The organism is Chryseobacterium binzhouense (assembly GCF_007474545.1).
In the GTDB taxonomy this organism is placed as follows: Bacteria; Bacteroidota; Bacteroidia; order Flavobacteriales; family Weeksellaceae; genus Chryseobacterium; species Chryseobacterium binzhouense.
Genome location: NZ_VKOG01000003.1, coordinates 202545 through 229366, shown reverse-complemented (window position 1 = coordinate 229366; position 26822 = coordinate 202545). Strand labels below are relative to the sequence as shown.

Below are 26822 nucleotides of genomic sequence, written 5' to 3'. Positions count from 1 at the left end.
TAAATGCAACGTGAAAAAATACCCTTGGTGGAAAGCAATGATGGATTACGGACTAAGTCTTATATCAATTATTACTCTGCTGCCTTTATTTTTATTATTGATTATAATTTCATCTTTCGATACTGGCTTTCCGGGAATATTTACACAGAAAAGAGTAGGGCGGTACGGTAAAACTTTTGTTATTTACAAATTAAGAACTTATCATGCTAAAACCTCTAAAAAGTCTTCTGTTGGAAAATGGATGCGGAAAACAAAACTTGATGAGCTGCCTCAGTTATTTAATATTTTGAAAGGCGATATGTCTTTTGTTGGTCCAAGACCAGACATTCCCGGATATTATGACGCATTGGAAGGCGAAAATCAATTGATTTTAAATTTAAAGCCTGGTCTTACCAGCGAAGCTGGAATAAAGTTCAGTAATGAAGAGGATATCCTTAAACAGCAGAAAAATCCTTTGGAATATAACGATAGTATTCTTTTTCCTGAGAAAGTAAAAATGAATCTGGATTACTATTATCAGCTTTCATTTAAAAAAGATGCACAGATTTTGCTGAAGACCTTTTTTCTCATTTTAAAATAAATTAATGTTTTTAAAAATCTGCATTTTAAGACTAGTGCAAAAAATTTGTACAGTACTTATATTATTTTTTGTCTTATCAGTAAAAGCTCAAACACAGGTTAAAATTAATGCGCCTTTTGTTCCTTTCGGAATTTTTAATGCCTCAGCAGAGCGATCCTTGAATAAAAAAATATCTTTGCAGGCTGAAGTTTTTGTTTCTCCCTGGAAATCATTTAGCGGGAAAAATCTTCAGATCTACATGGGTACTTTGGAAGGCAGGTATTATTTTGGTGAAGTCATGAAGAAATGGCATCTTGGAATTTACGGATCTGTTGGTGCTTTTAATTTACAAAAGTGGAACTACTTCAATCCTGCGCCTGTAGTTGATGAAAATGGAGTTCCGGAATTATTACCGGATGGGACTGTCCGTGTAACAGATCGTTACCAGAAAGGACTGGCTTTTATATTGGGAATTAGTGGCGGTTATCACTTTATTATAAATGATAAGCTGGGAATTGACGTTTTTGGTGGTGTCGGACTTACTCAGTCATTGTATAAAGGATATTTGAAAGATAACGGAGAACGATATGATGGTGCAAAGAACTGGAATAAAAGCGGAGAAATAATTCCTACAAGAGGCGGAGTGATGATTACTTATATATTGTAGATTAATATGTTAGCCTTATTTCTGTTTAAGTTTTTTTTTGTATTATTATACACCATTAAAATTTTTTATGATAAGTAAAGATTATGGTAAATTATCCTTTGTCAATACTGCTTTTTATAGTAAATAATGGATATATTTGCAATCGTTTATAAAAATTAATATTTAAGCATTAATCCAAAAAAATGGATAGTAATAAGAAAGAAATTAATATAAAAGAGCTTCTAACACCATATTTAAGAAACTGGAAGTATTTTGTTGCCACAGTTTTTCTGGCATTACTTGCAGCAATTTATTATATTAAATCAAAATCACCTGTCTATAAAGCCCAGACCTCTGTACTTATTAAAGATGCAAAAAAGATGTCTGCAGCAGCAGGTGATATAGGAGTACTTCAAAGTTTGGGGGGACTAAATGGAATGGGAACCAGTAGTATTGAAAATGAAGTAGGAGTTTTTGAATCTAAATCAATTGTAGAAGATGTTCTGAGAGAACTTAACTTTCAAATAACATTTTATGCAAAACAAAGTCTAAAAAAATTAGAATTGTATGGAGAATCTAATCCATACATTATAAATATTATTAAGGAAAAGGAAAATATTGAACTTCCGAAGAAGCCTATTTCTATTCAGACGAAAGGTGATAATATTATATTATCATCCGAAGAGTTTGATAAAGATATTATTACTACATATAATAAGACAACAAGTCTACCATTTGCGACACTGATTATTTCAAAAAATCCTAAATATAGAACTCCGTATAAAGTAGATATGTCGGATATTATATTTTACTATTCAAGTTTTGATAATACTGTTGTTGACTATCAGGAAGCTTTAAAAGTAGATTTGATGGATAAAGATGGGACTATAATAACATTATCTGTTGATTTTGAAAATAAAGATAAGGCTAAAGATTTTCTAAATCGCCTTGTAAGACAATATAATGTTTATGCCATCAACGATAAAAATATTGAATCAAAGAAGACAAAAGATTTTATTGATGAAAGAATTTTATTGATTTCCAGGGAATTAGGTGATGTGGAATCTCAGAAGCAAGGCTTTAAATCTGGGAATAATATAGTAGATCTTCCAACAGAAGCGAGGATTAACCTTCAGATGAAAGAGCAAAGTAAGGCTCAAATATTAGAATTAGGAACACAGATGGAACTTAATAAATTCCTAAGAAGTTCTTTAAATAAAAAGGGAACAGGTGATGTATTGCCACTTAATATAGGGCTCGAAAATGAAGCCGCCTTAAATGCCATTCAGGACTATAATGCTTTGGTATTACAGCGTAATAAGTATTTACAAGAGGCAACACCAGACAATCCGCTTGTAAAAGATATGAATAAACAGATTGAGCAAATGAAATCTTCTCTTTCTGAGTCTTTACAAAGAAATGTTACCACATTAGAATTGGCCAGAAAGAAAGTAGAAACTCAGTTAGGAGGTTCGGAATCTATGATAAGCAAAATTCCTGGTCAGGAAAAACTATTTAGAAGTATAGAGCGTCAACAACAGATAAAGGAAAATTTGTATCTATTATTATTGCAAAAACGTGAAGAGGCAGCAATAAGCATGGAAATCACAGCAGAAAAAGCAAGAATTATTGATAAAGCTTTTATATTTAAAAAACCTGTTGCACCAAGAAAAATGGTTATTTTAGGTGTTTTTGCCGTTTTAGGATTAATAATTCCTTTTTCAATAATATATGCTAAATTGCTTTTACAAAGTTCTATTCTTAATAGATCAGATATCAACAAACTAACAAAACTACCTGTAATTGCTGAAATTCCAAAGCTAAAGAATAGAAATGAGCCTCTAGTTTCATTTAATGATGTTTCTCCAATGGCAGAAGCTTTCAGAATCTTTGTTACAAATCTTAAATTTCTGCTTCCAAAAAAAGATTCTAATGTTATTATGGTCACATCATCCGTTAAAGGTGAAGGAAAAACATTTATTTCTACTAATCTTTCTGTAATTTTAGCATCCTCACGGGATAGGGTTCTAGTTATAGGAGCTGATGTAAGAAATCCACAACTTCAACGATATAATCCATCGATGAAGTCTGCCAAAGGACTGACTGAATTTCTGAGTGGTGATGAGGTATCTATTGATAATATTATTCACTCCAGCGGATATAATGAAAACTGTGATCTTATTTATTCAGGAGCTATTCCGCCTAATCCGACTGATCTACTTCAAAACGGAAAATTGAATGAGCTTTTAGCAACAGTAAAAAAAGAAAATAAATATAAATATATTGTTTTGGATACTGCACCTCTTTTATTGGTAACAGATTCTTTCCTTATTGCAGACAAGTCAGATGTTATTGTGTATGTAACGAGATCTGAAGTTACCGAGAAAAGTTATTTTGAATTTTTGAACGTAAATGTGGAAGAAAAGAAACTGAATAACGTTGCTATAGTCGTAAATGGAGTAAGTGAGACAAACTTTGGATATGGCAACAAATTTGGATACGGCTATAATAATGCTGATGAAAAAAAATGGTGGCAAAGATTTTAGTTGTAAAAAATAATTTACGATGAATTTTTCTTCTAAAAAGCTTACTATTAATGCTATTTCAACTGTTTTTCAGGTTGGTTTTACCGGAGTATTATACTTTTTTCTGTATAAATATCTTTTAGAGAATATTGGTGCAGAACAATTAGGAATTTGGTCACTGATTTTATCATTTTCATCTATAGCAAATTTAGCAAACTTAGGATTTACATCTGGTCTTGTAAAATTTGTAGCTGAATATTTAATAGGTGATGATAGAACTAAAATAGGTAAACTCATTTTTACATCTACTATTTCAATGATTACCTTGTTTTCGCTATTAAGTGTAATCATTATTTTATTCGCAGAAATAATTTTGCCTTATGTGGTAGATGAAAACTTTATAAATATAGCAATGAATATATTACCATATTCATTAGCGTCTTTAACAATAAATGCTGTAGGCGGCATATTTACATCTGTTTTAGAGGGACATCAAAAAAATTATATTAGAAACTACATTTTTATTATTTCAGGAATAGTAATGCTGATACTGGTATTATTTTTAACTCCAGAATATAATATAATAGGTGTTGCGATTGCACAACTTATACAATCATTATTCATTCTTATTTCAGCTATAATATTTACTTTAAAACTGAGTCAGGATAATAATATTGTAAATTGGAAATGGAGTTCGCAATCTTTCAAAGAGCTTTTCAACTATGGTTATAAATTTCAAGCGATTTCTATAGCACAATTATTATGTGAGCCTACCACAAAAATACTTTTAAGTAAGTTTGGGGGACTGGCATTTGTAGGTCATTACGAAATGGCAAGTAAAGCTGTTAATCAATTTAGAGCTTTGCTTGTAAATACAAATCAGGTTGTTGTTCCTGTAATCGTTCAAAATTATAAGATTAAAACGCGCGCACAAACTCAAGAGTTTTATCAGAAAATGAATAAAGTTCTTTTACTTATAACAGTACCGCTATCTTCTTTGTTTATGTTAGCAATTCCATTAATTTCAATAATATGGATTGGTAGTTTTAATTATGATTTTTCATTATCAATGCTAATTTTGATAGCTTCTAATTTAATTAATATATTATGTGGACCGGCTTACTTTAGCTGTCTTGCCGAGGGGAGACTGACTATTTTGCTGTCAATACATATCGGCATGGCTTTAATTAATTTGATCCTTGGATATTTGCTTGGGAACTCTTTCTACGGCTATGGAGTAGTTTTAGCATGGGGTATTTCAATAGCAGTTTCGTCAATAATTTTGATTTATAGCTATGGAAGTAAAATTAAGATAAGCTATATTAAAATATTTTCTTGGAATTATAAATTACAATTCGTATTATTTTGTTTAATATATGTTTTGTGTATATTCATATTTCGTTTTTTGAATATATATTGGGATGAAACCAAAGCAATTCTTTTATTATTACTTATATTTTTATTTTTACCATTAATTTTGAAAAATGAAATAATTAAAAGATTAATAAATAAACGCCAAATGATTAAGAAATGAGTGTACAATATATATGTAGAATATGTAATAATTCTAAAAATAATACAGAATTTATAGGTCGTGAAATGATGTTTGGATTTGATGATACTTTTTTGTATTTTAAATGTTCATCTTGTGGTTGTCTCCAAATTAATGAACCTCCTTTGGATATTTCAAAATATTATCCTATTGATAAATATTATTCATTTAAGAATTTACCTGCTAAAAATTATAAATCTTTTATCAAAAATATATTATTTAAACTGTATTACAAAAAAATAATTAAGCATAATTTTTTCTATCAAAAAGAGTCGAATTTACTTTCTGTGTTAAAAGAAACAAAATTGACATCACCCATTCTAGATGTTGGATGTGGGAATGGTATTTTTCTTCAACAGATGGCGACTTGGGGTTTTAAAAATTTAAGTGGAATAGATCCTTTTATTGAAAAAGAAATTATATTAGATAAAAATTCAGGTAAAGTATATAAAGAAACTATTTTTGAACATGAGGGAAATTATTCACTCATTATGATGAGCGGTGTACTTGAGCATATGGATAATCAGTTCGGTGTAATGAAAGAACTCCACAGACTTTTAAATAATGATGGTAAAGTTCTAATTCAAGTTCCTGTTTGTGATAGTTATGCTTGGCGTAAATATGGTGTAAATTGGTTTCAGCTTGATGCTCCTCGGCATTTTTATATTCATACTGTTAAAAGTATGAATATTTTATCACAAAATACAGGTTTTGTAATTGAAAAAGAGCATTACGAATCCGGTGCTTACCAATTTATAGAAAGTGAAAAATATTTGCGAAACTTAAAGTATAGTGACAGCCTTTCACTTTCTTCAAAATATATTAAAGATTGCAATAAATTTGCTAAAAAATTAAATGAAATAAAAGATGGCGATGTTATACGTTTTGTCTTAAAAAAGATAAATTGATTTGTTATTTATGAATATTTTTGATCATAAAAAGATAAGTTTTATCGAAAGAATAATTCGCACGATTCCAGTTCGTTTTAAAATTATAAATATACACATTAAATCAACTTTGGTATCTCCAATATTTATTTATAATGGCGGCGGTGTAAAAATCGAAAAAGGTGTAACAATCTATCCCGGAAGTCGTATAGAAACACACAATGGAGGTACTATTACAATAAAAGAAAACGCAAATATTGGACAAAATTTTCATATAATAAGTTGTAAATTAGAATTATGTATAGAAAGAAATTGTACAATTTCAGGAAATGTTTTTATTAGTAATTTAGATCATAATTATAAGGAAATTGGCAAACATATATTGGATCAGCAGAATATAATTAGCAAAACTCATATTGGAGAAAATTGCTTTATTGGTTATGGTGCAGTTATTCAGCCAGGAACTATTTTAGGTAATCATTGTGTGGTAGGTTCCAATGCTGTATTAAGAGGTAACTTTCCAGATTATTGTGTAATTGCCGGATCACCCGCAAAAATTATTAAAAGATATTCTTTTGATAAAAAAGAATGGCTCAAAACAGATGATAAAGGTAATTTTATTCAAATTTAAATTCTCTTACTAAGAAAAAGCTATTTATGAAAAACATTTTGATTACAGGCGGGGCAGGATTTATAGGTTCTAATTTAGCATTAAGACTAATTGAAAAAGGCATTAATGTAACCGTTTTGGATAATCTTTCACCTCAGATTCATGGCGAAAATCCTATCATTACATCTCCTCTATATAAAAAAATCTTAAATAAGGTTAATTTTATAAAAGGTACAGTAACGTCAAAACAAGATTGGATTGATGCTTTAGAAAATCAGGAAGCGGTTATACATTTAGCTGCTGAAACAGGTACTGGTCAGTCTATGTATGAAATTCAAAAATATACCGATATAAATATTGGAGGAACTGCATTATTTCTTGATTTATTAGCCAATTCTGTTCATAGCGTTAAAAAAGTGATTGTTGCGTCTTCTAGGGCAATATATGGTGAAGGTAAATATTTATGTACAGAACATGGGATAGTATATCCACTATCTAGAGAAGATAGTAATATGAAAAATGGAGATTTTTTATGTAAATGTCCTATTTGTAATAAAAACGTAGAATTGCTACCTACTTCTGAAGATAGTAAGATTCACCCAACTTCAGTATATGGTATTACAAAGCAGAATCAAGAGCAGTTGGTTCTTACTGTCTGTCAGTCCTTAAATATTTCTGCAGTAGCTTACAGATATCAAAATGTTTACGGTCCCGGACAATCTCTTTCAAATCCTTACACAGGAATATTATCTATATTTTCTACTAGAATAAAGAATAATAATCCTATTAATATATTTGAAGACGGAAAGGAAACAAGAGATTTTGTTTTTATAGATGATGTTGTTGAGGCAACATTACTAGGTTTAGAAAATGAGAATGCTGATGGAAAAATCTATAATGTAGGTACAGGTATAGCAACAGATGTCTTAACGGTTGCAGAGAAATTAACAGAGTATTATAAAGCCAAAGTGCCGATCAATATTACTGGCAGCTATAGGCTCGGAGACATTAGACATAATTTTGCAGATATTTCAAAAATAAAACAAGATTTAAATTTTGAACCGAAATGGGATTTTAATAAAGGAATTAAAGAATTTACTGATTGGGTTAATAAACAAGAAGTTCCTTATGATATGTACGAATCCTCTATTGAAGAAATGAAAAATAAAGGATTATACAAATGAATGAAAAAATAGGAATTATTACTATATTGTATAATAGTGAGCCTGTTCTTACTGAATTTTTTGAAAGTTTAAGTAAACAAACTTACCGCAACTTTGTTTTATATATCGTAGATAACCTATCTCCCGATGGTTCTTTAGAATTATCAAAGAGGTTAAAAGATCATTACGCATTTGAAACTATAATAATTGAAAATGATGCTAATTACGGTGTGGCAAAAGGGAATAATATTGGGATTAAAAAAGCATTAAAAGATAATTGTGATTTTTTTTTAATATCCAATAATGATATTGTGTTAAACCCTGATTCAATAGAGCAATTAAGAAATGGATTATTAGTGAGAGATGCTGATATGGTAGTTCCGAAAATCTATTTTTATGGAACTAATAAAATTTGGGCAGCCGGTGGTGGATACAACTTGCGTAATGGGATTACAATTCAGTATGGAGAAGGACAAGAAGATATAGGTCAGTTTGATTATGATAAACAAGTAGTTTATGCCCCTACATGCTTTATGCTTGTGAAAAAAAATGTTTTTAATGATGTAGGATTAATGGATGAGAACTATTTTGTTTATTATGACGATACGGATTTTGTATACAGAGCAATAGAAAAGTATCAAAAGTCACTATGGTATATTTTCTCTTCCGTTGTTTATCATAATGAATCTTCTTCTACAGGAAAAATGAGTGATTTTTCTGTAAGATTTTTATGGAGGAATTTAGTCTATTTTTCTTTAAAAAACTACAAACCCCTATATGTATGGTATGTACTAGGATATAATTTTCTTTACATTCTTATTATCCTATATTTTAAATATTCCAGAAAGCAATGGAAGATAGCTTTACATGCTTATATTGAAGGTTTAAAATTATACCAAAAAAAATCTAAGTCAATTAAAGATTGTAAAATATAAAATCGATTAATTAATGGAGCCTACATTTGGTTATAATTATTCTATACCATATATATTTTTTTTTAGTGCATTTTTCATTCTATTTCTGTGGGAAAATAGAATGAGAAAAAGTGATAGCAACATTATTATCATACGGTATATTTGTATTGTTTTATTTTCCTTTTTCTTTGGATTAAGAGGCTACATGGATACTGATTTTGTTGTCTACTATCCAATTTTTGAAGATGCGCCTGTGATTACAGATTCTGCAGGTATATCAAATTTTTTTTCAGGAATAAATAATGACTATATCTTAAAGGTAGAGCCAGGGTTTAAAATCTTTGTTATTTTAGTTAAAAGTATTTATCCAGATTATTTTTTTTTACAGTTTGTTTCTTCTCTTATTAATGTACTTTTCTTGAATTATTTCTTTAAAAAATATTCGCCTCAATATGTATTAAGTTTTATAATGTTTTTTATATTTTCAGGGCTTATTATTGAGTTTAACTTAATGAGAAATTCAAAATCATTATTTCTTTTTATCTATTCTTTGCAATTTATAAAAGAGCGTAATCCATTAAAATTTTATATTTGTAACATTATAGGTCTTTTTTTTCATACATCTGCGATTTTTTATTTTCCGCTTTATTTTTTTCTTCACAAGAAAATTCCACAACAAGTAGTATGGGGAGCATTCATTGTAGGGAATATATTGTATCTGGGACAAATTAAATATATTACTCCATTAGTTACAGGCATAGGCGATTTACTTGGTGGTGAATATGCATTAATGGCAAAATTTTATTCACAAGACGATTTATATAGCACAGGTTATGGGATTACAATGGGATATATAGAGAAGTTTTTCACTTTTATATTATTGTATAAGTTTTATGATAAGATTTCAGAATATATTATGGATGATTATCTAACAAATATATTTTATAACTTGTTTTTTATCTTTACCCTAACTTACTTATTCTTGTCAGAATATTCTGTATTGATAGATAGGATGACAACTCTTTTTGTAATGTCATATTGGATACTTTATCCTTACTTATACGTTAATCTTGAGAGAGTATTTAAAATAATTTTTGCTGTCATTTTATTTCTATTTGGGATTTACAAAATGTTAAATTCAAACAATAATATCATCAGGAAATACGAAAATATTTTATGGAATCAGCCAACTATAAGTAGAGCATATTATATTTTAAATAAACATTTGGATAAAATTCTTAATCCTCAAAAAAAATAATATGAAAATTGCATTTCTTTCGGCATTTGCATTAGATGCTAACGCTTCATTGGTAAACGCTTTAAGTAAAAATAATGATGTTTACTTCTTTATTGAAGCATTATATAAAGTGAGTAATTTTCTAGATAGGTCTAAACTCCGGGAAACTATTACAACAGGTAAAAATGTAGAAGAGTTACAACATATAAAAGACTTTATAAACTTAGATAAAACATATGTAATAAAGGGAACAAGAAATATTAATATATTAAAGAAATTATACATTTCATACAAAGTTAATCAGTGGGTGAGAAAAATTAATCCTGATGTCATAATAATAGATAATTATATGCTGACCTACTTTGTGTCAACATTAAATTTCCGAAAAAAGATGCTTATGATCGTACATGATCCGTTTTTACATTCCGGAGAAAATTATTTTATAGACAGGTATCTGAGAAAGCTGCATTTTAATCTTATTAATCATAAGATTTTACTTAATGAAAATCAAAAAAATGATTTTATAAAATATTATCATTTTAATCCTAAACATATTTCTACATCCTTTCTTGGGGTTTATGACTTTCTAAGATTCTATGATTATAAAAATGTAGAAGCAAAATCCTTTAATGTGTTATTTTTTGGAAGAATATCGCCATATAAAGGGATTAAATATTTATTAGATGGTTTTGTTACAATTTTGTCATCATATCCTGAATATAAGGGTAAGATTTCACTCACTATTGCAGGAAGTGGAGATTTTGATTTTGATTTAAAACCTTATGAATCATTCGAAAATATTTTTTTTATTAATAATTATATTGATCCCCAAAATCTTGCGCAGCTTATTAATCAAGCCAATGTTGTGGTTTGTCCTTATACAGATGCTACTCAAAGCGGGGTGATAATGTCTGCTTTCGCATTCAAAAAGCCTGTTATTGCAACCAATGTGGGAGGATTACCCGAAATGGTGCAGAATGGGGAAACAGGAATAATTATAGAACCAAAAGATTCAAATGCTATTGCACAAGCCATAATAGAAATTTATGAAAACAATGATTTAAGAAATAAAATAAGTAATAATATAGAACAAAAGTATTTTTTTGGAGAAAAAAGTTGGAACAATTCCGCCAAAAGATTTTCTGATGCTCTTAATAATATTGATAAATCAACTAATCTTTAATTTTTAACTAGCTATGAGTTAAAAATCTATAAGATTGTTTTTTTATATTTGTAGAATACAGTAAAAGATGCCAAAAGTTACTATTGCAATTCCTTTCTATAATGCTGAAGACTATTTTGAATCAGCAATACTTTCTGTACTTGCCCAAACCTTTTCCGATTTTATATTACTTTTAATAAACGATGGTTCTACAGATTCATCGTTATCAATTGCTCAAAAATATCTTTATGATAAGAGAGTGAAACTAATTTCTGATGGTAAGAATATTAATCTCGGAAATCGTCTTAATCAGATACCTCTAATTGTAGATACAGAATTTTTAGCAAGAATGGATGCTGATGATATAATGCATCCTAAGAGGATTGAGAAACAATTAAATGTATTTGAAGAAAACCCAGATATAGATGTTTTAGGTACAAATGTGTATTCAATTGATCAGAATGATCAAGTTGTAGGATTAAGGAGAAAAATAGGAGATAATTATCTTGAAACAGCAAATACATTTATCCACCCCACTGTAATGGCAAAAACAGAGTGGTTTAAAAGTAACCCTTATGACGTATTAGCTTATAGAATAGAAGATACTGATCTTTGGTTACGTACAAAAGATAAATATAATTTTAGAATAATAACAGAACCATTACTCTTTTACAGAGAAGTCGGTGATCAGTATTATAAAAAATATATTAAAGGCTTGTCAGGAGTTTTTTATATAATAAAAACACACACATTTTCTTTAAGATATCTATCATTCTCTTTAAAATATCTTGTTTCTACCTTTATATATTTAATTTTTAATCTTTTGGGGTTAGAGGAAATTCTTGTCAAGAAAAGAAACAAAGTACAATTAGAGAAAAAAAAATATTCTCTTTATATTAGAATTTAAACTAAATTATACATTTTTGTAATAGATTATAAATATGAAGATTCTACATGTAATAACCCGTTCTGATCTTGGAGGTGCACAATCGGTAGTTATCCATTTGGCTAATTCTATGTGTCAAGATCATGAAATTGCCATAGCAGCAGGTGAAGATGGTCCCATGTGGAGTGCATTAGACAATCGAATAAAAAAGATCAAAATTTCTGAAATTGTAAGGAATGTTTCCGTTGTTAAAGATTTAATCACTTTTTTTAAATTAAGAAATTTATACAGAAAGTTTAAACCTGATGTGATACACCTTCACTCATCAAAAATTGGAGTTTTAGGGCGGTTGGCTTTTCCTAAAGATAAAATTGTTTATTCGGTTCATGGATTTGACTCAATAAGAATTGCGTACAGAAAATTTTTACCTCTTGAAAGATTGCTGAAAAACAGATGTAAGGCAATTGTGCTTGCGAGCGAATATGATAAAAAAAACATAATTAATGAAGGGATTAGAAAAAAATTATTTATAGTTTATAATGGTGTTAAAAAACCAAAACTACAATCAGACTTGTTTCTCAAAGATTTTGGAGGCAAAAAAGTGGTAATGTGTATTGCCAGAGTATCTCCTCAAAAGCGGTTTGATAGTTTTTTAGAAATTGCAGCCCTATTGCCTGAATATGCTTTTGTCTGGATAGGTACAGATAAAGATTATGCGCAGCTTCCGGATAATGTATTTTGTATTCCGGCTATACCAAATGCAAAAAAATATATACAATTAGCAGATTTATTCGTTCTTCCTACAAATTATGAAGGTATACCCATTGTATTGGTAGATGCGCTAAGTTATGGAAAACCTATAGTTTCATCAAATGTGGGAGGTATATCTGAAATTGTTTTGAATAATGAAAATGGTTATACAATTCCTAATGATAATAGGATTTTTGCTGAAAAAATTAAATATATTCTAAGCAATGAAAATATTAACAATAAGTTCGCAGAAAATTCTTTAGAAAAGTATTATTCAAAATTTACTATTAATAATATGGTAACTGATTATTTAGAAATTTATAATACATAACTTGATAAGATTATTTGGTAAAATTTAATATTATTAATAGTTTAGCAAATTTAAAATAAGACTTTTTCCGTATTTTTATACATTTGTAAACAGCATAAGAACATGTCTTTAATTTTAACATGATTTAAGTGGAAAAAAGTTTAACAAAAGCTTTTGTGGCAATGAAAGAGAACAGGCAGGTTTTTAAGGTAAATGGGTCTGTAAAGGTATGTCTTTTCATCAATGTAAGTGATATTTCTTTAAAGTTATTTAGCGATAAAAAATTTAAGAAAAAGTATAAAGCGATTGCCTATGATTCTTCACAATCAAGAATCACAATATCAGAGTATCTGGATAAATTTAATATTAAATGTATAATATTAGAGACAACCAATGTAAATCATTTGCACAAAAATATTGCCAATGAGATTGTATCAGCACGCAAAAAAGGAATACCTGTATATGATGCACATGAGTTTTACGAGTATGTAAACAAACGTATCCCTTTAGTAAGATTACAAAATGAATATTTGGTTGATGATATTTTTACCATTGGTCAAGATCAGAAAAAATTTAGTCTAAAACGTGCAATTGATCTATTTGTAAGTATACTTCTTTTACCTATCATCATTCCTTTAATAGTTTTTGGTTTTATTTTAGTAAAAATTACATCGAAAGGTCGCGTCTTGTTCAGTCAGGAGAGAGTAGGTAAAAATTCAAAATGTTTTACAATTTACAAGATCAGAACAATGGTCTTAAAACATAGTGGTGATTTTACAACCAACAACGATCAAAGAATAAATATGGTAGGAAGATTTCTGAGGCTTACAAAAATTGATGAACTCCCACAAATATGGAATATTTTAAAAGGTGATATGAGTTTAATAGGTCCGAGACCAGAAAGACCGTATTATGTGAAAATAAGTAATGAAGAAAATGCAATGTTTGATTTGAGACATCTTATCAAACCTGGAGTTACGGGATGGGCACAAGTAAACCTGCCAAAAGCTACACCGGAAGATAATCTTGAAAAATTAGAATATGATTTGTATTATATCAAAAATTACTCTGTGCTTTTTGACGTAAAAATCATTTTCAAAACATTAAAAATTGTTTTCACACTTAATAGTAATTAATGTTTTTTTGTATAAAACAATGGGCTCATTATTGCAATAATGTATTTTACTTATGAATAATCTCACGGTATAAAAATTTATGAAAATAAAACACACTCCATTAAAAGACTGTTATATTATCGAACCAACAATTTTTGAGGACGATAGAGGCTATTTTTTTGAAAAATTTAATGAAAGAAAATTTGAAGAACTTACAGGTATGAATGGACATTTCGTTCAGGATAATATATCAAAATCATCTTATGGTGTTTTAAGAGGCTTACATTTACAAAAAGGTGATCACGCACAGGCAAAGCTGGTTTCATGTCTTGAAGGAAGTGTTTGGGATGTAGCGGTAGATCTTCGGAAAGATTCTTCTACATTTGGACAATGGTTCGGGATTGAGCTATCTGCCGAAAACAAACTTCAATTATATATTCCCAGAGGTTTTGGCCATGGTTTTTCTGTAATTAGTAAAACTGCCGTTTTTTCTTATAAGTGTGATAATTTTTACAATAAAGATTCTGAAGGAAGTGTAAAATTCAATGACTCTACTTTATGTATAGACTGGAAATTAGATGAGAAAGACATGATTCTTTCAGAGAAGGATCAAAATGCACCATTATTTTCCGAAAAAAATTATTAAAGTGTTTATAATAAATCTAAATAGGGAGCCGAATCTTTCGGTTCTTTTTTTATTCTTAAATTTGCAGCCACAAAAAATACTTAAATACTTATTATTCAATATAAAATGCGCACAAAATCTGTAGGGAAGAAGAAAATAAATATCGTCACATTAGGATGCTCCAAGAATGTTTACGATTCTGAAGTGCTGATGAGCCAGCTGAAAGCCAACGGAAAAGAAGTTGTGCACGAAGACAAAGGAGACATTGTGGTGATCAATACCTGTGGCTTTATAGACAATGCTAAAGAAGAATCAATCAACACAATACTTGATTTTGTTGAAGCTAAAAACAGAGGTGAGGTTGAAAAAGTTTTCGTTACAGGATGTCTTTCCGAAAGATATAAGCCGGATTTAGTAAAAGAAATTCCTGATGTAGACCAATATTTCGGAACGAGGGATCTTCCGATTTTGTTGAAACATTTAGGAGCAGATTACAAACATGAATTGGTTGGAGAAAGATTAACAACGACTCCAAAACATTATGCTTACCTTAAAATATCTGAAGGTTGTGACAGACCTTGTTCTTTCTGTGCAATTCCTTTGATGAGAGGCGGTCACGTTTCTACACCGATTGAAAAATTAGTGAAAGAAGCTGAAAAACTCGCAAAGGTCGGAGTAAAAGAATTAATTCTTATCGCTCAGGATTTAACGTATTACGGTTTGGATATATATAAAAGAAGAGCTTTAGGCGACCTTTTAAAAGAGCTGGTAAAAGTTGAAGGAATCGAATGGATTCGTCTTCATTATGCTTTTCCAAGTGGTTTTCCGGAAGATGTACTGGATATTATCCGTGAAGAACCAAAAGTTTGTAATTATATAGATATTCCGCTTCAGCACATCAATTCAGATTTGCTTAAATCCATGAAAAGAGGAACGACTCACGAAAAGACGGATGCTCTTTTGACCAAATTCAGAGAGAAGGTTCCGGATATGGCAATCAGAACAACTTTAATTGTTGGCTATCCGGGAGAAACTGAAGAAAGATTTCAGGAACTGAAAGAGTGGGTAAAAATGCAGAAGTTCGACAGATTGGGATGCTTTACTTATTCTCACGAAGAAAATACTACTGCTTATGTTTTAGAAGACGACATTCCGCAGGAAGTAAAAGAAGCAAGAGTAGAAGAGATCATGGAACTTCAGTCTCAGATTTCCTGGGAAAAGAATCAGGCAAAAATAGGAGAGGTTTACAAGTGCATTTTTGACCGTAAGGAAGGAAATTATTTTGTAGGACGTACTGAATATGATTCTCCGGATGTGGACAATACCGTATTGGTTTCTGCCGAAAACAAGTATATCTCAATTGGTGAATTTGCCAATGTCAAGATTACTTCAGCCGAAGAATTTGACCTGTATGGTGAGTTGATTTAGAATTTTTATAGTAAATATAGGAAGCCAGAATTAGAATTGTTCTGGCTTTTTTTCATTATATATCAAAATAATTGTTTTGCTGGATAAATTTTTTACTCAAGACAATGCTTTCAAATATATTTTTATCGCTGGAATCCTGCTCCAGAAACCAATGCTTTAATCCTGCTTTTTCTTTATGCCTGAAAATGGTTTCAAAATCAATAGTTCCGTTTCCTATTTCAGTGAAATCCTGATTTTCTGCTTTCATGTCTTTCACGTGCCACAAAGGAAATCTTCCGGGATATTTTTCAAAATAATCTATAGGGTTGAGTCCTGCTTTTGCAATCCAGTACAGATCAAGCTCCATTTTCACCATATTTGATGAAGTGTTTTTTAAAATGAAATCATAAACACTGTTTTTTTTATCGAAAGCATCAAACTCGAAATCATGGTTATGATAAGCAAACTGAATGTTTGCTTTTTGGGTAGCTTCACCAGACTTTTCAAGCAAATCAGGAAGCTTTTTGTAATTTTCCATGGTTCTCTCTTCAGGAAAAATATATGAACAAACCATATATTTAATGTCTAAAGACTGCAAGTCTTCTACAGTTTGTTCCCAATTGTTCATCAGACTGCCTCTTCCTGACTGTACAACTCCTGTTGTGTGGTGTGAGCTAATGACTTTCAGACCTGTGTTTTTCAGAATCTTTTTAAATTCATTGAGGTTTTTCCCGAAAAATAAACCATCGTAACCATAAATTTCAATTTGATTAAATCCTAATTGTGCCAGTTTTTCCAGTGCTTTTTCCGGATTTTGTGAAACAGCATCTCTGATGGTATAAAGCTGTATTGCTAAAGGTTTTTTTGTGATCATGTTCGAAACCCGACAGGAATATAAACCAAGAATGCCCAAAGCTGAAAGTTTTATGAAATCTTTTCTCTCCATCAAAGAAAAGGTTTCATTTCGTTCTCAATCTGAGTTCTGAGCTCCATCAGCCTTTTAGCATATTCCTCCTGTTTTTTTTCTTCTTCGGTAACGGGAATCCATTTAGGAACCGGAAGTTTTTTACCATTTTCATCTACTGCAACAAAAACGATGATGCAGTGGGTTTTCTTATCAAAATCCGGCTGCTTTAGATTTCTCGAAAATACATTGATCGAAATATGCATGCTGGAAGAACCTGTGTAGATCACCTGCGCTTCAACCTTTACAATTTCTCCGATCTTGATGGGTTCATAAAAACGTATTCCGCCAACATATACTGTTACAGAATAATTGCCGCTCCAGGTAGTTGCACAGGCGTAGCCAGCCTGATCAATCCACTTCATTACGCTTCCACCGTGGACGTTTCCGCCATAGTTGACATCCGAAGGCTCTGAAATAAACTGAAAAGTAACCGGTTTGTTCTCCATTTTGTTTTAATTTGAATAAAGATATTTATAATTTTTAAGATTTTACCTAAAATCTTATTTTGCAGATTTTAATTTTGCTGAATATTTTGTTTCTTTGACCTAAATTATCAATCATGAAGAAAGTTTTTTATCTGAATACTTGTGATACGTGCAGAAAGATTTTAGCACAGTTTGATCTGTCAGACTGGGAAGTGAGAGAGATCAAAAAAGAGCCGGTTACTAAGGAAGAGCTGGACGAAATGTATGATAAAAGTCAATCTTACGAATCATTATTCAGCAAAAAATCTACGCAGATAAAACTCAGAGGTCTGGATGTAAAAGCTTTAAAGGAAAATGATTTTAAAGAACTGATTCTGGATCATTATACTTTTTTAAAACGTCCGGTTTTTCTTACGGATAAGCAGATTTTTATTGGAAATGATAAAAAGAATGTAGAAGCTCTTAAAGAATTTTTTGGAGTTTAATATAAACTTAGTCTTTTGATTCCAAAATGGTAAAAGCTATGGTTTTTTTTACAGCCCGGATAGAAACGGCATCCTTTTTTGTTTTAAGATGGAATATCAGTCCGGGAAAACAAAAAAGATATAGTGTATAGCCGGAAATAGCTCCTGAAAAAGCTTAACATTAATCAGATTTGATTAATGTTTTACGATTTCTTTTACGATTCCTCCCTGCGGTTCACGTACGGTTTGGGTGAAAATAAATGCTTTTGGATCTATAGATTTTACAATATTCTGAAGTTTTCTCACTTCAAGTCGGGTCACAATGGTAAAAATAATATCTACATCTGCACTCTGCTCAAAAGTTTCTTTCATAAATCCTCTTTCGCCTTTGTAAACAGTAATTCCGCGGTTCAAAGTAAGAACTAAAGCTTTTTTTATTTCTTCACTATTCCCCGAAATAATGGTGACTCCGGTGTAGGCTTCAATTCCTTCGATCACATATTTGGTAATCTGACTGGCAATGACGTAGGTAAGAATAGCATACAATGCGGTCTCAATCTTTAAAAATGATGCGGCAATCACGAAAATGATGATATTCATTCCCAAAATAATTTCGGTAATGCTGAAACTACTTTTTTTGAAAGTCATTAATGCCAAAACTTCCATGCCGTCGAAGGTTCCGCCACCTCTCATACATAATCCAATACCGATTCCCAGAAAAACACCTCCGAAAATAGCAACCAATAATTTGTCGTGTGTAAGTTCAGGAAAGTGGACAAAATTAAGTATCAATGCAATAAGAACAATCGCAACAGTACTGCGTATGGCAAAGTGCCGGCTTACTTTGAAATAAGCCAAAAGAACGAATGGAATGTTGAGCAAAATAAGTAAAATACCTAGATTCCAATGTTTTACTTCATGGAAAAGCAGCGAAATGCCGGTTACTCCGCCATCCAGAAAATGGTTGGGAACCAAGAAAATTTTGAGGGCAATGCTTGTTGAAATAACTCCTAAAAGCAGATAGATTATATCTGAAATGCTGAATAATGATCCGTGCGGTTTTTGAGAACTCATGCTTATGAATTTAATTTAGATTTAATAATGTCTAAATTTTCCTGTTTTTTCTGATTACGTGTTTTAATGGCTGTTTCGGTGAAGAAGTGGTGACTTTCCAGAAATTTTTCCTGCAGAAGATTCCAGTCACGCTCAGAATTTACAATTCCAAACATGGTAAGCTCTTCGAAAAGTTTGTCTCCGATGGTAAAAAAATCTTCTCTTCCCAAATAATCCAGATCTGCATCTGCCATGATTTGTTCCAGGTGATTATTAGGTGACTGCGGAATTTTGGTTGCCATGATCATTCCGTTTATTTTTTGAATCTGAGAGTCGCTGTATCCGTAATCCGGAAGATATTCCTTAGCAATGTCGCATGACTTTTCCTCATGGTCTTTTGCGCCGTACAAAAATCCGGTATCATGGAATAAAGCTGCCGTTTTGAGAAGAACCATCTCTTCACCGGAAATTCCCTCAGAAACTGCTATTTTCTGAACTGCATCAATAACGTCCTTCACATGAAGTACACTGTGGTAAGAAAGATGTTCGGGAAGATTTTCCTTTAATTTCTGGAGTATAACTTTTTTTATTTTTTCGTATTCCATATTCAAAAATAAAGATAAAAAATTTTTAATTGTTTTTTATTTGGAGAGCAAAATACATATCCATCGCACCTTTTCCTTTGGTATCTATTTTACCCCTGTATTCGCAGATGATCTTGTCTTTAATCAGCTGATAAGTAGAATCAGAAATATTGATTTTACCTTTTTCACTGTTTTGTTCCATTCTTGCGGCAGTATTTACGGTGTCTCCCCAAATGTCGTATGCAAATTTTTTGAGACCAACAATTCCTGCAACCAGAGATCCTGAGTTGATCCCAATTCTTATTTCAAGCGTTTCAGGATTTGTTTTCTTTCGGTTTTCAATAAATTGTAAAATGTCTAAAGCTGCCAAAACCGTTTGATATGCATGTTGCGGATTCTGATTTGGAAGCCCGCAGACCGAAAGATAAGCGTCTCCAATGGTTTTTATTTTTTCCAGACCATGTTTTTCCATGATCAGATCAAATGCGGTAAAACAATCGTTGAGTTCTACAAGCATTTTTTCGGCTCCCATTTTTTCGGAGTTTTGAGTAAAATTTACAAAGTCTGTAAATAAGACAGTCACCTCGTCATAATATTTAGCTTCTGAACTTCCGTTTTCCTTCAGTTCTTCGGCAACTTCCTGCGGAAGAATATTGAGCAGTAACGTTTCTGTTTTATGTTTCTCAACCTGTAGTTCTTTTGTTCTCTCATCTACCTGTTTTTCGAGAATGTCGTTTTGGTTTTGTAAGATATGCTGTTTTTCCTGTTCCTGCAAAAGATTGATTTCAGAAAGTCTGTTTACCTCGTCAAGCTGTTTTTTCAAACTTAAATTGGTTGCTGCAAACTGCCATGCAAGATAAGCTGAAATAGAAACAGGAAAGCTAATGAAAACGAAGAGCGCAAAATATCCCATCCCGTCCGTATCCATAATATTGTCTGCATCTACAATATTAAAAGAATCCAACAGGAAAACGACCAATGTAATTACAGTAAACAAAAAGAAAGTTAGAATTCCGCCTCCAACGATAAAAGCTGATTTTTCTCTTTTTATCATGGCTCTTATAATAAGATAAAAGGATTCCATGGCTGCAAAAAACAAATAAAAAATACAGAAAATAAAGGATATTTCTGGTGAGAAAAAGTGAATGATGATCAGTAAGACCGGAATTGCAAGCATAATTCTGAATCTCAATCTGCTTTTTCCGAATAACGTATTCACAAAACCTGTTAAAGAGCCACCGAATATGATAAGTGCATACAAAGCAATAAGGAGATAAAGTCTGAATTTTGCAGGATCTTCAATCTCATAGATAAGAAGAACCATATAGCTCATCACACAAATTGAAAGGTTGTAAGTGGAAAAATAAAAGTTGTAAACCGCCTTTCTGTAAAAAATAAAAAGTAAAAGATGTATAAATCCTAACGCAAGAAAAATACCGCAAATCAACATTGTATAAAAGTTGATATTTCTGGAAATAGACATCTTGTTTTCCACGTAAGCGTTTGCCGGAGAAAAAGTGATATTTATTGCTTTAGACCCAAAATTCACCGATGAAACCCCATTTTTTTCTATGGATGGTTTATATCTAATTGCCAATACATTTTTTCCGGTACCATCAAAGGAGATTATTAAAGGTTTACTGTCTTTTATTTTTGAAATCTGCTTTTCTCCTACACCAATTTTACCAAGGGTTTTTATTTTTTTTCCATTAAGAAAAATTTCGGAAGCTCCGGATTGGTTAACCTCTAAAAAAAGAGGTTTTCCGATAAGGGTGCTGTCGATTTTAAAATGATATCGAAACCAAAAAACCTGACTTTTCTTTAAAAGATCACGTGAAGTGAAGTCAATAAATTTCCATTGAGAATCATTAAAATTTGTTTGGGCAAAAGCTGGATTGTCATTTGTGGAAAACTTACATTTTCCCTCAATGGCAAAGCCTTCCTCTACTTCTTTTTCATATAAAATCTGAAGATTCTCCGCAGTGTTTTGCGCAGAATAAAAATGTTGCATTAATATTATTGCAATATAAAGCAGTCGGAGAAGTAGACTTTTTTTCAAACCTTTATATTTTAAGTTGGTAGAATTTGCTGATTGATACGCTATCAATCTGTAAAGATAATCAGAAAATATGTTGGCTGAAATAGTGAGTTTTTTGTAATCACAATTATAATTTTTCTACAAAATACATATCCAGTTCACCTTTTCCTTTTACCTCTATTTTACCTCTGTATTCGCAAACGAATTTGTTTTTTATCAAATCGTATGTAAAGCCAGAAATATTGAGCCTGCCTTTCTGGCTGTTTTGCTCCATTCTTGCCGCTGTGTTTACGGTGTCTCCCCAGATATCGTATGCAAACTTTTTCACTCCGACAATTCCGGCAATCACTGGTCCTGAATGTATTCCAATCCTTATATCCAAAGCATTGGGATTATTTTCCTTTCTCTTTTTGATGTAATCTAAAATTTCCAATCCCGCATTAACTGCGTTTTCTGCATGCTCTTCATTAGAAACCGGTAATCCGCTTACCGCAAGATAAGCATCTCCAATGGTTTTTATTTTTTCCAGATTATATCTGTCCATAATTTTGTCAAATTCTGTAAAGCAGATGTTGAGTTCATTAAGAACTTCTTGTACACCTATTCTTTCTGAATTTGCAGTGAAATTGACAAAATCGGTAAATAAAACTGAAACTTCATCAAAATGTTTTGCACTTGTTTTACCTTTTTCTTTCAGCTCTTCTGCCACTTCATGCGGAAGAATATTCAGCAGAAGATTTTCAGATTTTTGTTTTTCTTCGGCTATTTTCTTATTGTCTTTACGCTTTTGGTTATAAGAAAAGCCTGCAAAACCCAACAGCAACAAAGACAAACCAGCACCAATTGCCCACATATTTTTTTCGGATTTTGAGGTTTCTAATTCTGCTTTGGCAATGGCGTCTTTTTTCTCTTGATTAATTTGAGCTAATTTTTTCTCCTGAATATATCTTTGTTCTGCTGCTTTTTTTTGTTGAACATAGGTAAGCTCTATTTCTCTGCGTTTCAGGTCTTCTTCCAAAAGCAATCTTTTCTTTTCGGCTTCGGTCTTGGCTTCGGCTTGTTTTTTTTCGTACTCGAACTTTAAGGCTTTTAGTTCAATCTCTTTTTGCAGCTGAATACGTTTAGTAGCTTCCTGAAGTTCTATTTTGGCTTTTTGTTCACGCAATTCGTAATCAGATTGGGTATTCAGAAATTCTTTCATTTTATCCAAACCGTACGTTTCTTCTTTTTTATCAATGTATTTTTTTCGATAAAAAAGAGCTTGTTCATAATTTCCCAATTCTTCGTTTACTTTCGATAGATTATCAAAATTAGTAATAATAAGTTCTGGACTTAGGAAAGTATCAGTAGATTCTAAAAATTGGGAGTTCTCTTTTAAATCATTTAGAAGTAGTTCTAATTTTTGTTTTCTCTCTACATCGCTCATATTAGAACCCGATTGCGTTAATTTTTTAAGCAAAATTTCATTCTGTTTAGAAATGTATGAAAATTTAGTAGATGAAATGTCTTTTTCTGGGGCAATTACAATTGCTTTTTTAATATATTCTTCCGCTTGATCTAATTTGTTTTCCTGTAAAAAAATACTTGCGTAACCGTAGTAAATACTTCCTAAAGCAATATTGTTATTGCCTCCTTTAAAAAACGCATTGGCTTTATCGGTATATTTTTTTGCTAAATCCAACTCTTTTTTTTCGGCATAAATAATTCCTAAAAAAGCATAACAAAGATTTACTAAATCCTGATTCTTGGACAAAGAAACTGTTTTTTGATATGAATTGAGCGATTTGTCGTAATCTTTAGCACTCATGTAAAAACTACCCAACAAAAGATAGGCAATATCTAACTTTTCTGGTTCGTTTTTCTTTACGTAGTCAATATACTTATTCGATTCTAAATAGCCCTCTCTAAAGTTGCTCTGAATGATTAAATTGGTGAACAATCCCTGATAAGCCATGGTGACATATTTTTTGTCTATTTCCTTGCCTTCATCATACAAACGGATATTTTTTTTGTAATTTTCCGTGGCTTTGGTATATTGTTTTTTAAAGATGTTTACACCAGCTGTGGCATAATTTAGTAATCCTACATGGTCATAATTTTTGGAATTGGCTAACAAAAGATGAGCTTCGTTAATGTATTTTTCAGAATTTTTCAAATCTCCTTTCTGCAAAAAAAATTGTGAGAGAAAAATATTTATTCTACCGGCCTCATCATTATTATTCATTTTCTTAGCATTTTCTTCGCTTCTGGTTAAAAAAACAAAAACACTATCTGTTTTCCCTTGCATTCCGTAAGCGTTAGCAAGCTGCAAATAATGGATGTGTTTATCTTTAGGGCTTTTTGCAGAAGTCAGTTTACTCTTCAGTTCCAGAATTTCTTTAGATTCCTGACCTTTAACGTCGATCCACCCGGCAAAAACACCGAATAAAGCAGTAGAAAAGATGATTAAGTGATTCTTCAAGACCGAGTATTTATATTTTCACAAAAATAAGAAAAGTTTAATCTTTTGAATAAAAAATCCCTCAAAGTTTAAAAACAATGAAGGATTATTAATATGATGATGAAATATGCTTATTTCAGATCAAAGCGGTCGGCATTCATTACCTTAGTCCAGGCTTTGACAAAATCTTTTACAAATTTTTCTTTATTATCGTCCTGTGCATACACTTCTGCATACGCTCTCAGGATAGAATTGGAACCAAATACCAAATCTACTCTGGTTGCGGTAAATTTTGTTTCGCCAGACTTTCTGTCTACAATATTATATAAATTTTCTCCTGCTGGCTGCCATTTGTAGTTCATATCCGTAAGATTCACAAAGAAATCATTACTCAAAACTCCAGTATTTTCTGTGAAAACACCATGTCGGGTCCCGCCAAAATTGGTTCCCAGAACTCTCATTCCGCCAATAAGAACGGTCATTTCCGGTGCAGTAAGTCCCATGAGCTGAGTTCTGTCGAGCATCATTTCTTCCGGAGTTACAACATAGTTTTTCTTCTGCCAGTTTCTATATGCATCATGTAATGGCTCCAGCTCTGCAAAAGATTCCACATCAGTCTGTTCCTGAGAAGCATCACCTCTTCCTGGTGCAAAAGGAACTTTTACATCGAATCCGGCTTCTTTGGCAGCCTGCTCTACAGCTGCACTTCCTCCTAAAACAATTAAATCCGCAATGCTTATTTTTTTGTCTGAGCCAGCTTGAATCATTTCGAGAACATTTAAAACTTTTTTAAGTCTTTCAGGCTCGTTTCCTTCCCAGTTTTTCATGGGTTCAAGACGAATTCTTGCTCCGTTTGCTCCGCCTCTGAAGTCAGAGCCTCGGAATGTTCTTGCGGAATCCCAAGCGGTATTGATCAGCTCAGCCTTACTCAACCCCGAACTTAAAATTTTTGTTTTTAAAGCTTCTATTTCATCATCAGAAAGTGTGTAGTCTACTGTAGGAATAGGATCTTGCCATATAAGATCTTCCGCAGGAACATCAGCTCCAAGATATCTTGATTTTGGACCCAGATCTCTGTGCGTAAGTTTAAACCATGCTCTGGCAAAGACATCTTGAAAATATTCAGGATTCTCACGAAATTTTTCTGAAATTTTTCTGTATTCAGGATCTACTTTCAAAGCCATGTCTGCATCGGTCATCATAGGGTTTCTGCGTACATCAGGATTGTGGGCATCTACAGGTTTATCTTCTTCGGCAATATTTACAGGCTCATACTGCCATGCTCCCGCCGGACTTTTTCTCAGTTCCCAGTCATATTTGAACAGCAAATCAAAATATTCATTATCAAATCTTGTCGGATGGGTTGTCCATGCTCCTTCAATTCCGGAGGTTACTGTATTTCCTCCGCCGCCTTTAGGATTTATCCATCCAAAACCTTGGTTTTCAATACCGGCTTCTTCAGGATCACTATCCAAAGTGGAAGCGTCACCATTTCCGTGAGCTTTTCCTACGGTATGTCCGCCGGCTGTAAGAGCTACTGTTTCTTCATCATTCATCGCCATTCTTTTGAAAGTGGTTCTCATATCCTGAGCGGTTTTCAAAGGATCAGGATTTCCGTCAACACCTTCAGGATTTACGTATATTAATCCCATCATCACAGCAGCAAGAGGATTTTCCAGATCTCTTTCTCCGGAATATCGGCTTCCTTCGCTTCCTGTTGGAGCAAGCCATTCTTTCTCGCTTCCCCAGTAGATATCTTTTTCAGGATGCCATATATCTTCTCTTCCGCCTGCAAATCCAAAAGTTTTAAAGCCCATAGATTCATAAGCTATATTTCCTGCAAGAATCATAAGGTCTGCCCAGGATAATTTATTTCCATATTTTTTCTTAATAGGCCAAAGCAGTCTTCTTGCTTTATCCAAATTAGCATTATCTGGCCATGAATTCAACGGGGCAAATCTTTGGTTTCCCGTATTTGCGCCACCTCTTCCGTCAGCAACTCTGTATGTTCCTGCAGCGTGCCACGCCATTCTGATCATCAATCCTCCATAATGTCCCCAATCTGCAGGCCACCATTCCTTACTTTCAGTCATCAGGTTTTTCAGATCAGATTTTACAGCTTCAAGATCCAGTTTTTTAAACTCTTCTGCATAATTGAAATCTTCTCCGAGAGGGTTGGTTTTTTTATCGTGTTGATGAAGTATGTCAAGATTTAGAGCTTTGGGCCACCAACTCATCACTGATTGGTCTGTGCCTGTATTTGCACCGTGCATAACGGGGCATTTTCCCGGACTGCTGTGGGAAGCATCTGGCGTAACAGGATTTTTTTCGTTCTGGCTGTGAATGGTTTCTCCTTGATTAGGATCATTTTTTTTCGAAAAATCGTCGTGAGGAAAAGGGCATTTACCTGAGTCTTGGTTATTCATAATAATTTATTTTTCAATTAATATTTCAAAATTAAAATAAGAATAATTGTTAAGGATAGTTTTTTAATTTTTAAAGA

Annotated in this window: 23 protein-coding genes; 16 read left to right on the top strand and 7 right to left on the bottom strand. The window is 31.9% G+C overall.

The genetic code is table 11. The features are described from left to right. Positions 1–10: 10 nt before the first annotated feature. The 15 genes from FNE73_RS09715 to rimO all read left to right on the top strand — a co-directional run bounded on the left by FNE73_RS09715 (position 11) and on the right by rimO (position 16369). Positions 11–580: a sugar transferase gene (locus tag FNE73_RS09715; protein WP_317129879.1), complete on the top strand. Its 570-nt coding sequence runs from the start codon at positions 11–13 to the stop codon at positions 578–580. A gap of 4 nt (positions 581–584) precedes the next feature. Then, entirely contained in the window at positions 585–1226 is a 642-nt protein-coding gene (locus FNE73_RS09710; RefSeq protein WP_143884415.1) for a DUF3575 domain-containing protein, read from the top strand. A gap of 182 nt (positions 1227–1408) precedes the next feature. After that, entirely contained in the window at positions 1409–3751 is a 2343-nt protein-coding gene (locus FNE73_RS09705; protein ID WP_143884414.1) for a GumC family protein, read from the top strand. A gap of 19 nt (positions 3752–3770) precedes the next feature. Then, on the top strand, positions 3771–5264 hold the full coding sequence (locus FNE73_RS09700; protein WP_143884413.1) for an oligosaccharide flippase family protein: 1494 nt from the start codon (positions 3771–3773) through the stop codon (positions 5262–5264). After that, entirely contained in the window at positions 5261–6190 is a 930-nt protein-coding gene (locus FNE73_RS09695) for a class I SAM-dependent methyltransferase (protein WP_143884412.1), read from the top strand. Before FNE73_RS09700 ends, FNE73_RS09695 begins: the two co-directional genes overlap by 4 nt. A 10-nt stretch (positions 6191–6200) precedes the next feature. Further along, entirely contained in the window at positions 6201–6800 is a 600-nt protein-coding gene (locus FNE73_RS09690; protein WP_143884411.1) for an acyltransferase, read from the top strand. Positions 6801–6826: 26 nt separating this feature from the next. Further along, positions 6827–7963, top strand: a complete 1137-nt coding sequence (locus FNE73_RS09685) for an NAD-dependent epimerase/dehydratase family protein (protein WP_143884410.1) — start codon at positions 6827–6829, stop codon at positions 7961–7963. Further along, positions 7960–8877 (top strand): glycosyltransferase family 2 protein, encoded by a 918-nt coding sequence (locus tag FNE73_RS09680; protein WP_143884409.1) that lies wholly within the window; start codon positions 7960–7962, stop codon positions 8875–8877. Before FNE73_RS09685 ends, FNE73_RS09680 begins: the two co-directional genes overlap by 4 nt. Before the next feature lie 13 nt (positions 8878–8890). After that, positions 8891–10114 (top strand): EpsG family protein, encoded by a 1224-nt coding sequence (locus tag FNE73_RS09675; RefSeq protein ID WP_143884408.1) that lies wholly within the window; start codon positions 8891–8893, stop codon positions 10112–10114. Position 10115: 1 nt separating this feature from the next. Next, positions 10116–11276 carry a glycosyltransferase family 4 protein gene (locus tag FNE73_RS09670; protein WP_143884407.1) on the top strand — a complete coding sequence of 387 codons (1161 nt, stop codon included), beginning with the start codon at positions 10116–10118 and terminating at the stop codon, positions 11274–11276. Positions 11277–11343: 67 nt separating this feature from the next. Then, positions 11344–12162, top strand: a complete 819-nt coding sequence (locus tag FNE73_RS09665; RefSeq protein ID WP_143884406.1) for a glycosyltransferase family 2 protein — start codon at positions 11344–11346, stop codon at positions 12160–12162. Between the two features lie 34 nt (positions 12163–12196). Continuing rightward, on the top strand, positions 12197–13222 hold the full coding sequence (locus FNE73_RS09660) for a glycosyltransferase (RefSeq protein WP_143884405.1): 1026 nt from the start codon (positions 12197–12199) through the stop codon (positions 13220–13222). 128 nt (positions 13223–13350) lie between these two features. Continuing rightward, positions 13351–14337: a sugar transferase gene (locus FNE73_RS09655; RefSeq protein WP_185147327.1), complete on the top strand. Its 987-nt coding sequence runs from the start codon at positions 13351–13353 to the stop codon at positions 14335–14337. A gap of 79 nt (positions 14338–14416) precedes the next feature. Further along, the gene (rfbC, locus tag FNE73_RS09650; protein WP_143884404.1) at positions 14417–14962 is read left to right on the top strand and encodes a dTDP-4-dehydrorhamnose 3,5-epimerase; all 546 of its coding nucleotides are present in this window, start codon (positions 14417–14419) and stop codon (positions 14960–14962) included. A gap of 105 nt (positions 14963–15067) precedes the next feature. After that, a complete protein-coding gene (gene rimO, locus FNE73_RS09645; RefSeq protein WP_143884403.1) occupies positions 15068–16369 on the top strand; it encodes a 30S ribosomal protein S12 methylthiotransferase RimO in 1302 nt (433 codons plus the stop codon). A gap of 55 nt (positions 16370–16424) precedes the next feature. Here rimO and FNE73_RS09640 read toward each other — a convergent pair whose 3' ends face one another. Next, positions 16425–17294, bottom strand: a complete 870-nt coding sequence (locus FNE73_RS09640) for a sugar phosphate isomerase/epimerase family protein (protein ID WP_143884402.1) — start codon at positions 17292–17294, stop codon at positions 16425–16427. Continuing rightward, a complete protein-coding gene (locus FNE73_RS09635) occupies positions 17294–17761 on the bottom strand; it encodes an acyl-CoA thioesterase (RefSeq protein ID WP_143884401.1) in 468 nt (155 codons plus the stop codon). The genes FNE73_RS09640 and FNE73_RS09635 overlap by 1 nt, the downstream gene beginning before the upstream one ends. 113 nt (positions 17762–17874) lie before the next feature. Between FNE73_RS09635 and FNE73_RS09630 the strand changes: the two genes are divergently transcribed. After that, positions 17875–18225 (top strand): arsenate reductase family protein, encoded by a 351-nt coding sequence (locus tag FNE73_RS09630; protein ID WP_143884400.1) that lies wholly within the window; start codon positions 17875–17877, stop codon positions 18223–18225. A 174-nt stretch (positions 18226–18399) separates the two neighbouring features. On the opposite strand, the gene FNE73_RS09625 is transcribed toward FNE73_RS09630, so the two are convergent. From FNE73_RS09625 to katG, 5 genes are all read right to left on the bottom strand, one after another. Next, positions 18400–19278 (bottom strand): YitT family protein, encoded by an 879-nt coding sequence (locus tag FNE73_RS09625; protein ID WP_143884399.1) that lies wholly within the window; start codon positions 19276–19278, stop codon positions 18400–18402. A 2-nt stretch (positions 19279–19280) separates the two neighbouring features. Beyond that, positions 19281–19862 carry an HD domain-containing protein gene (locus FNE73_RS09620; protein ID WP_143884398.1) on the bottom strand — a complete coding sequence of 194 codons (582 nt, stop codon included), beginning with the start codon at positions 19860–19862 and terminating at the stop codon, positions 19281–19283. Between the two features lie 25 nt (positions 19863–19887). Next, on the bottom strand, positions 19888–21900 hold the full coding sequence (locus FNE73_RS09615; RefSeq protein WP_185147326.1) for an adenylate/guanylate cyclase domain-containing protein: 2013 nt from the start codon (positions 21898–21900) through the stop codon (positions 19888–19890). Between the two features lie 106 nt (positions 21901–22006). After that, a complete protein-coding gene (locus FNE73_RS09610; RefSeq protein WP_143884396.1) occupies positions 22007–24340 on the bottom strand; it encodes an adenylate/guanylate cyclase domain-containing protein in 2334 nt (777 codons plus the stop codon). A 110-nt stretch (positions 24341–24450) separates the two neighbouring features. Then, positions 24451–26745 (bottom strand): catalase/peroxidase HPI, encoded by a 2295-nt coding sequence (gene katG / locus FNE73_RS09605; RefSeq protein ID WP_143884395.1) that lies wholly within the window; start codon positions 26743–26745, stop codon positions 24451–24453. Positions 26746–26822: the final 77 nt, after the last annotated feature.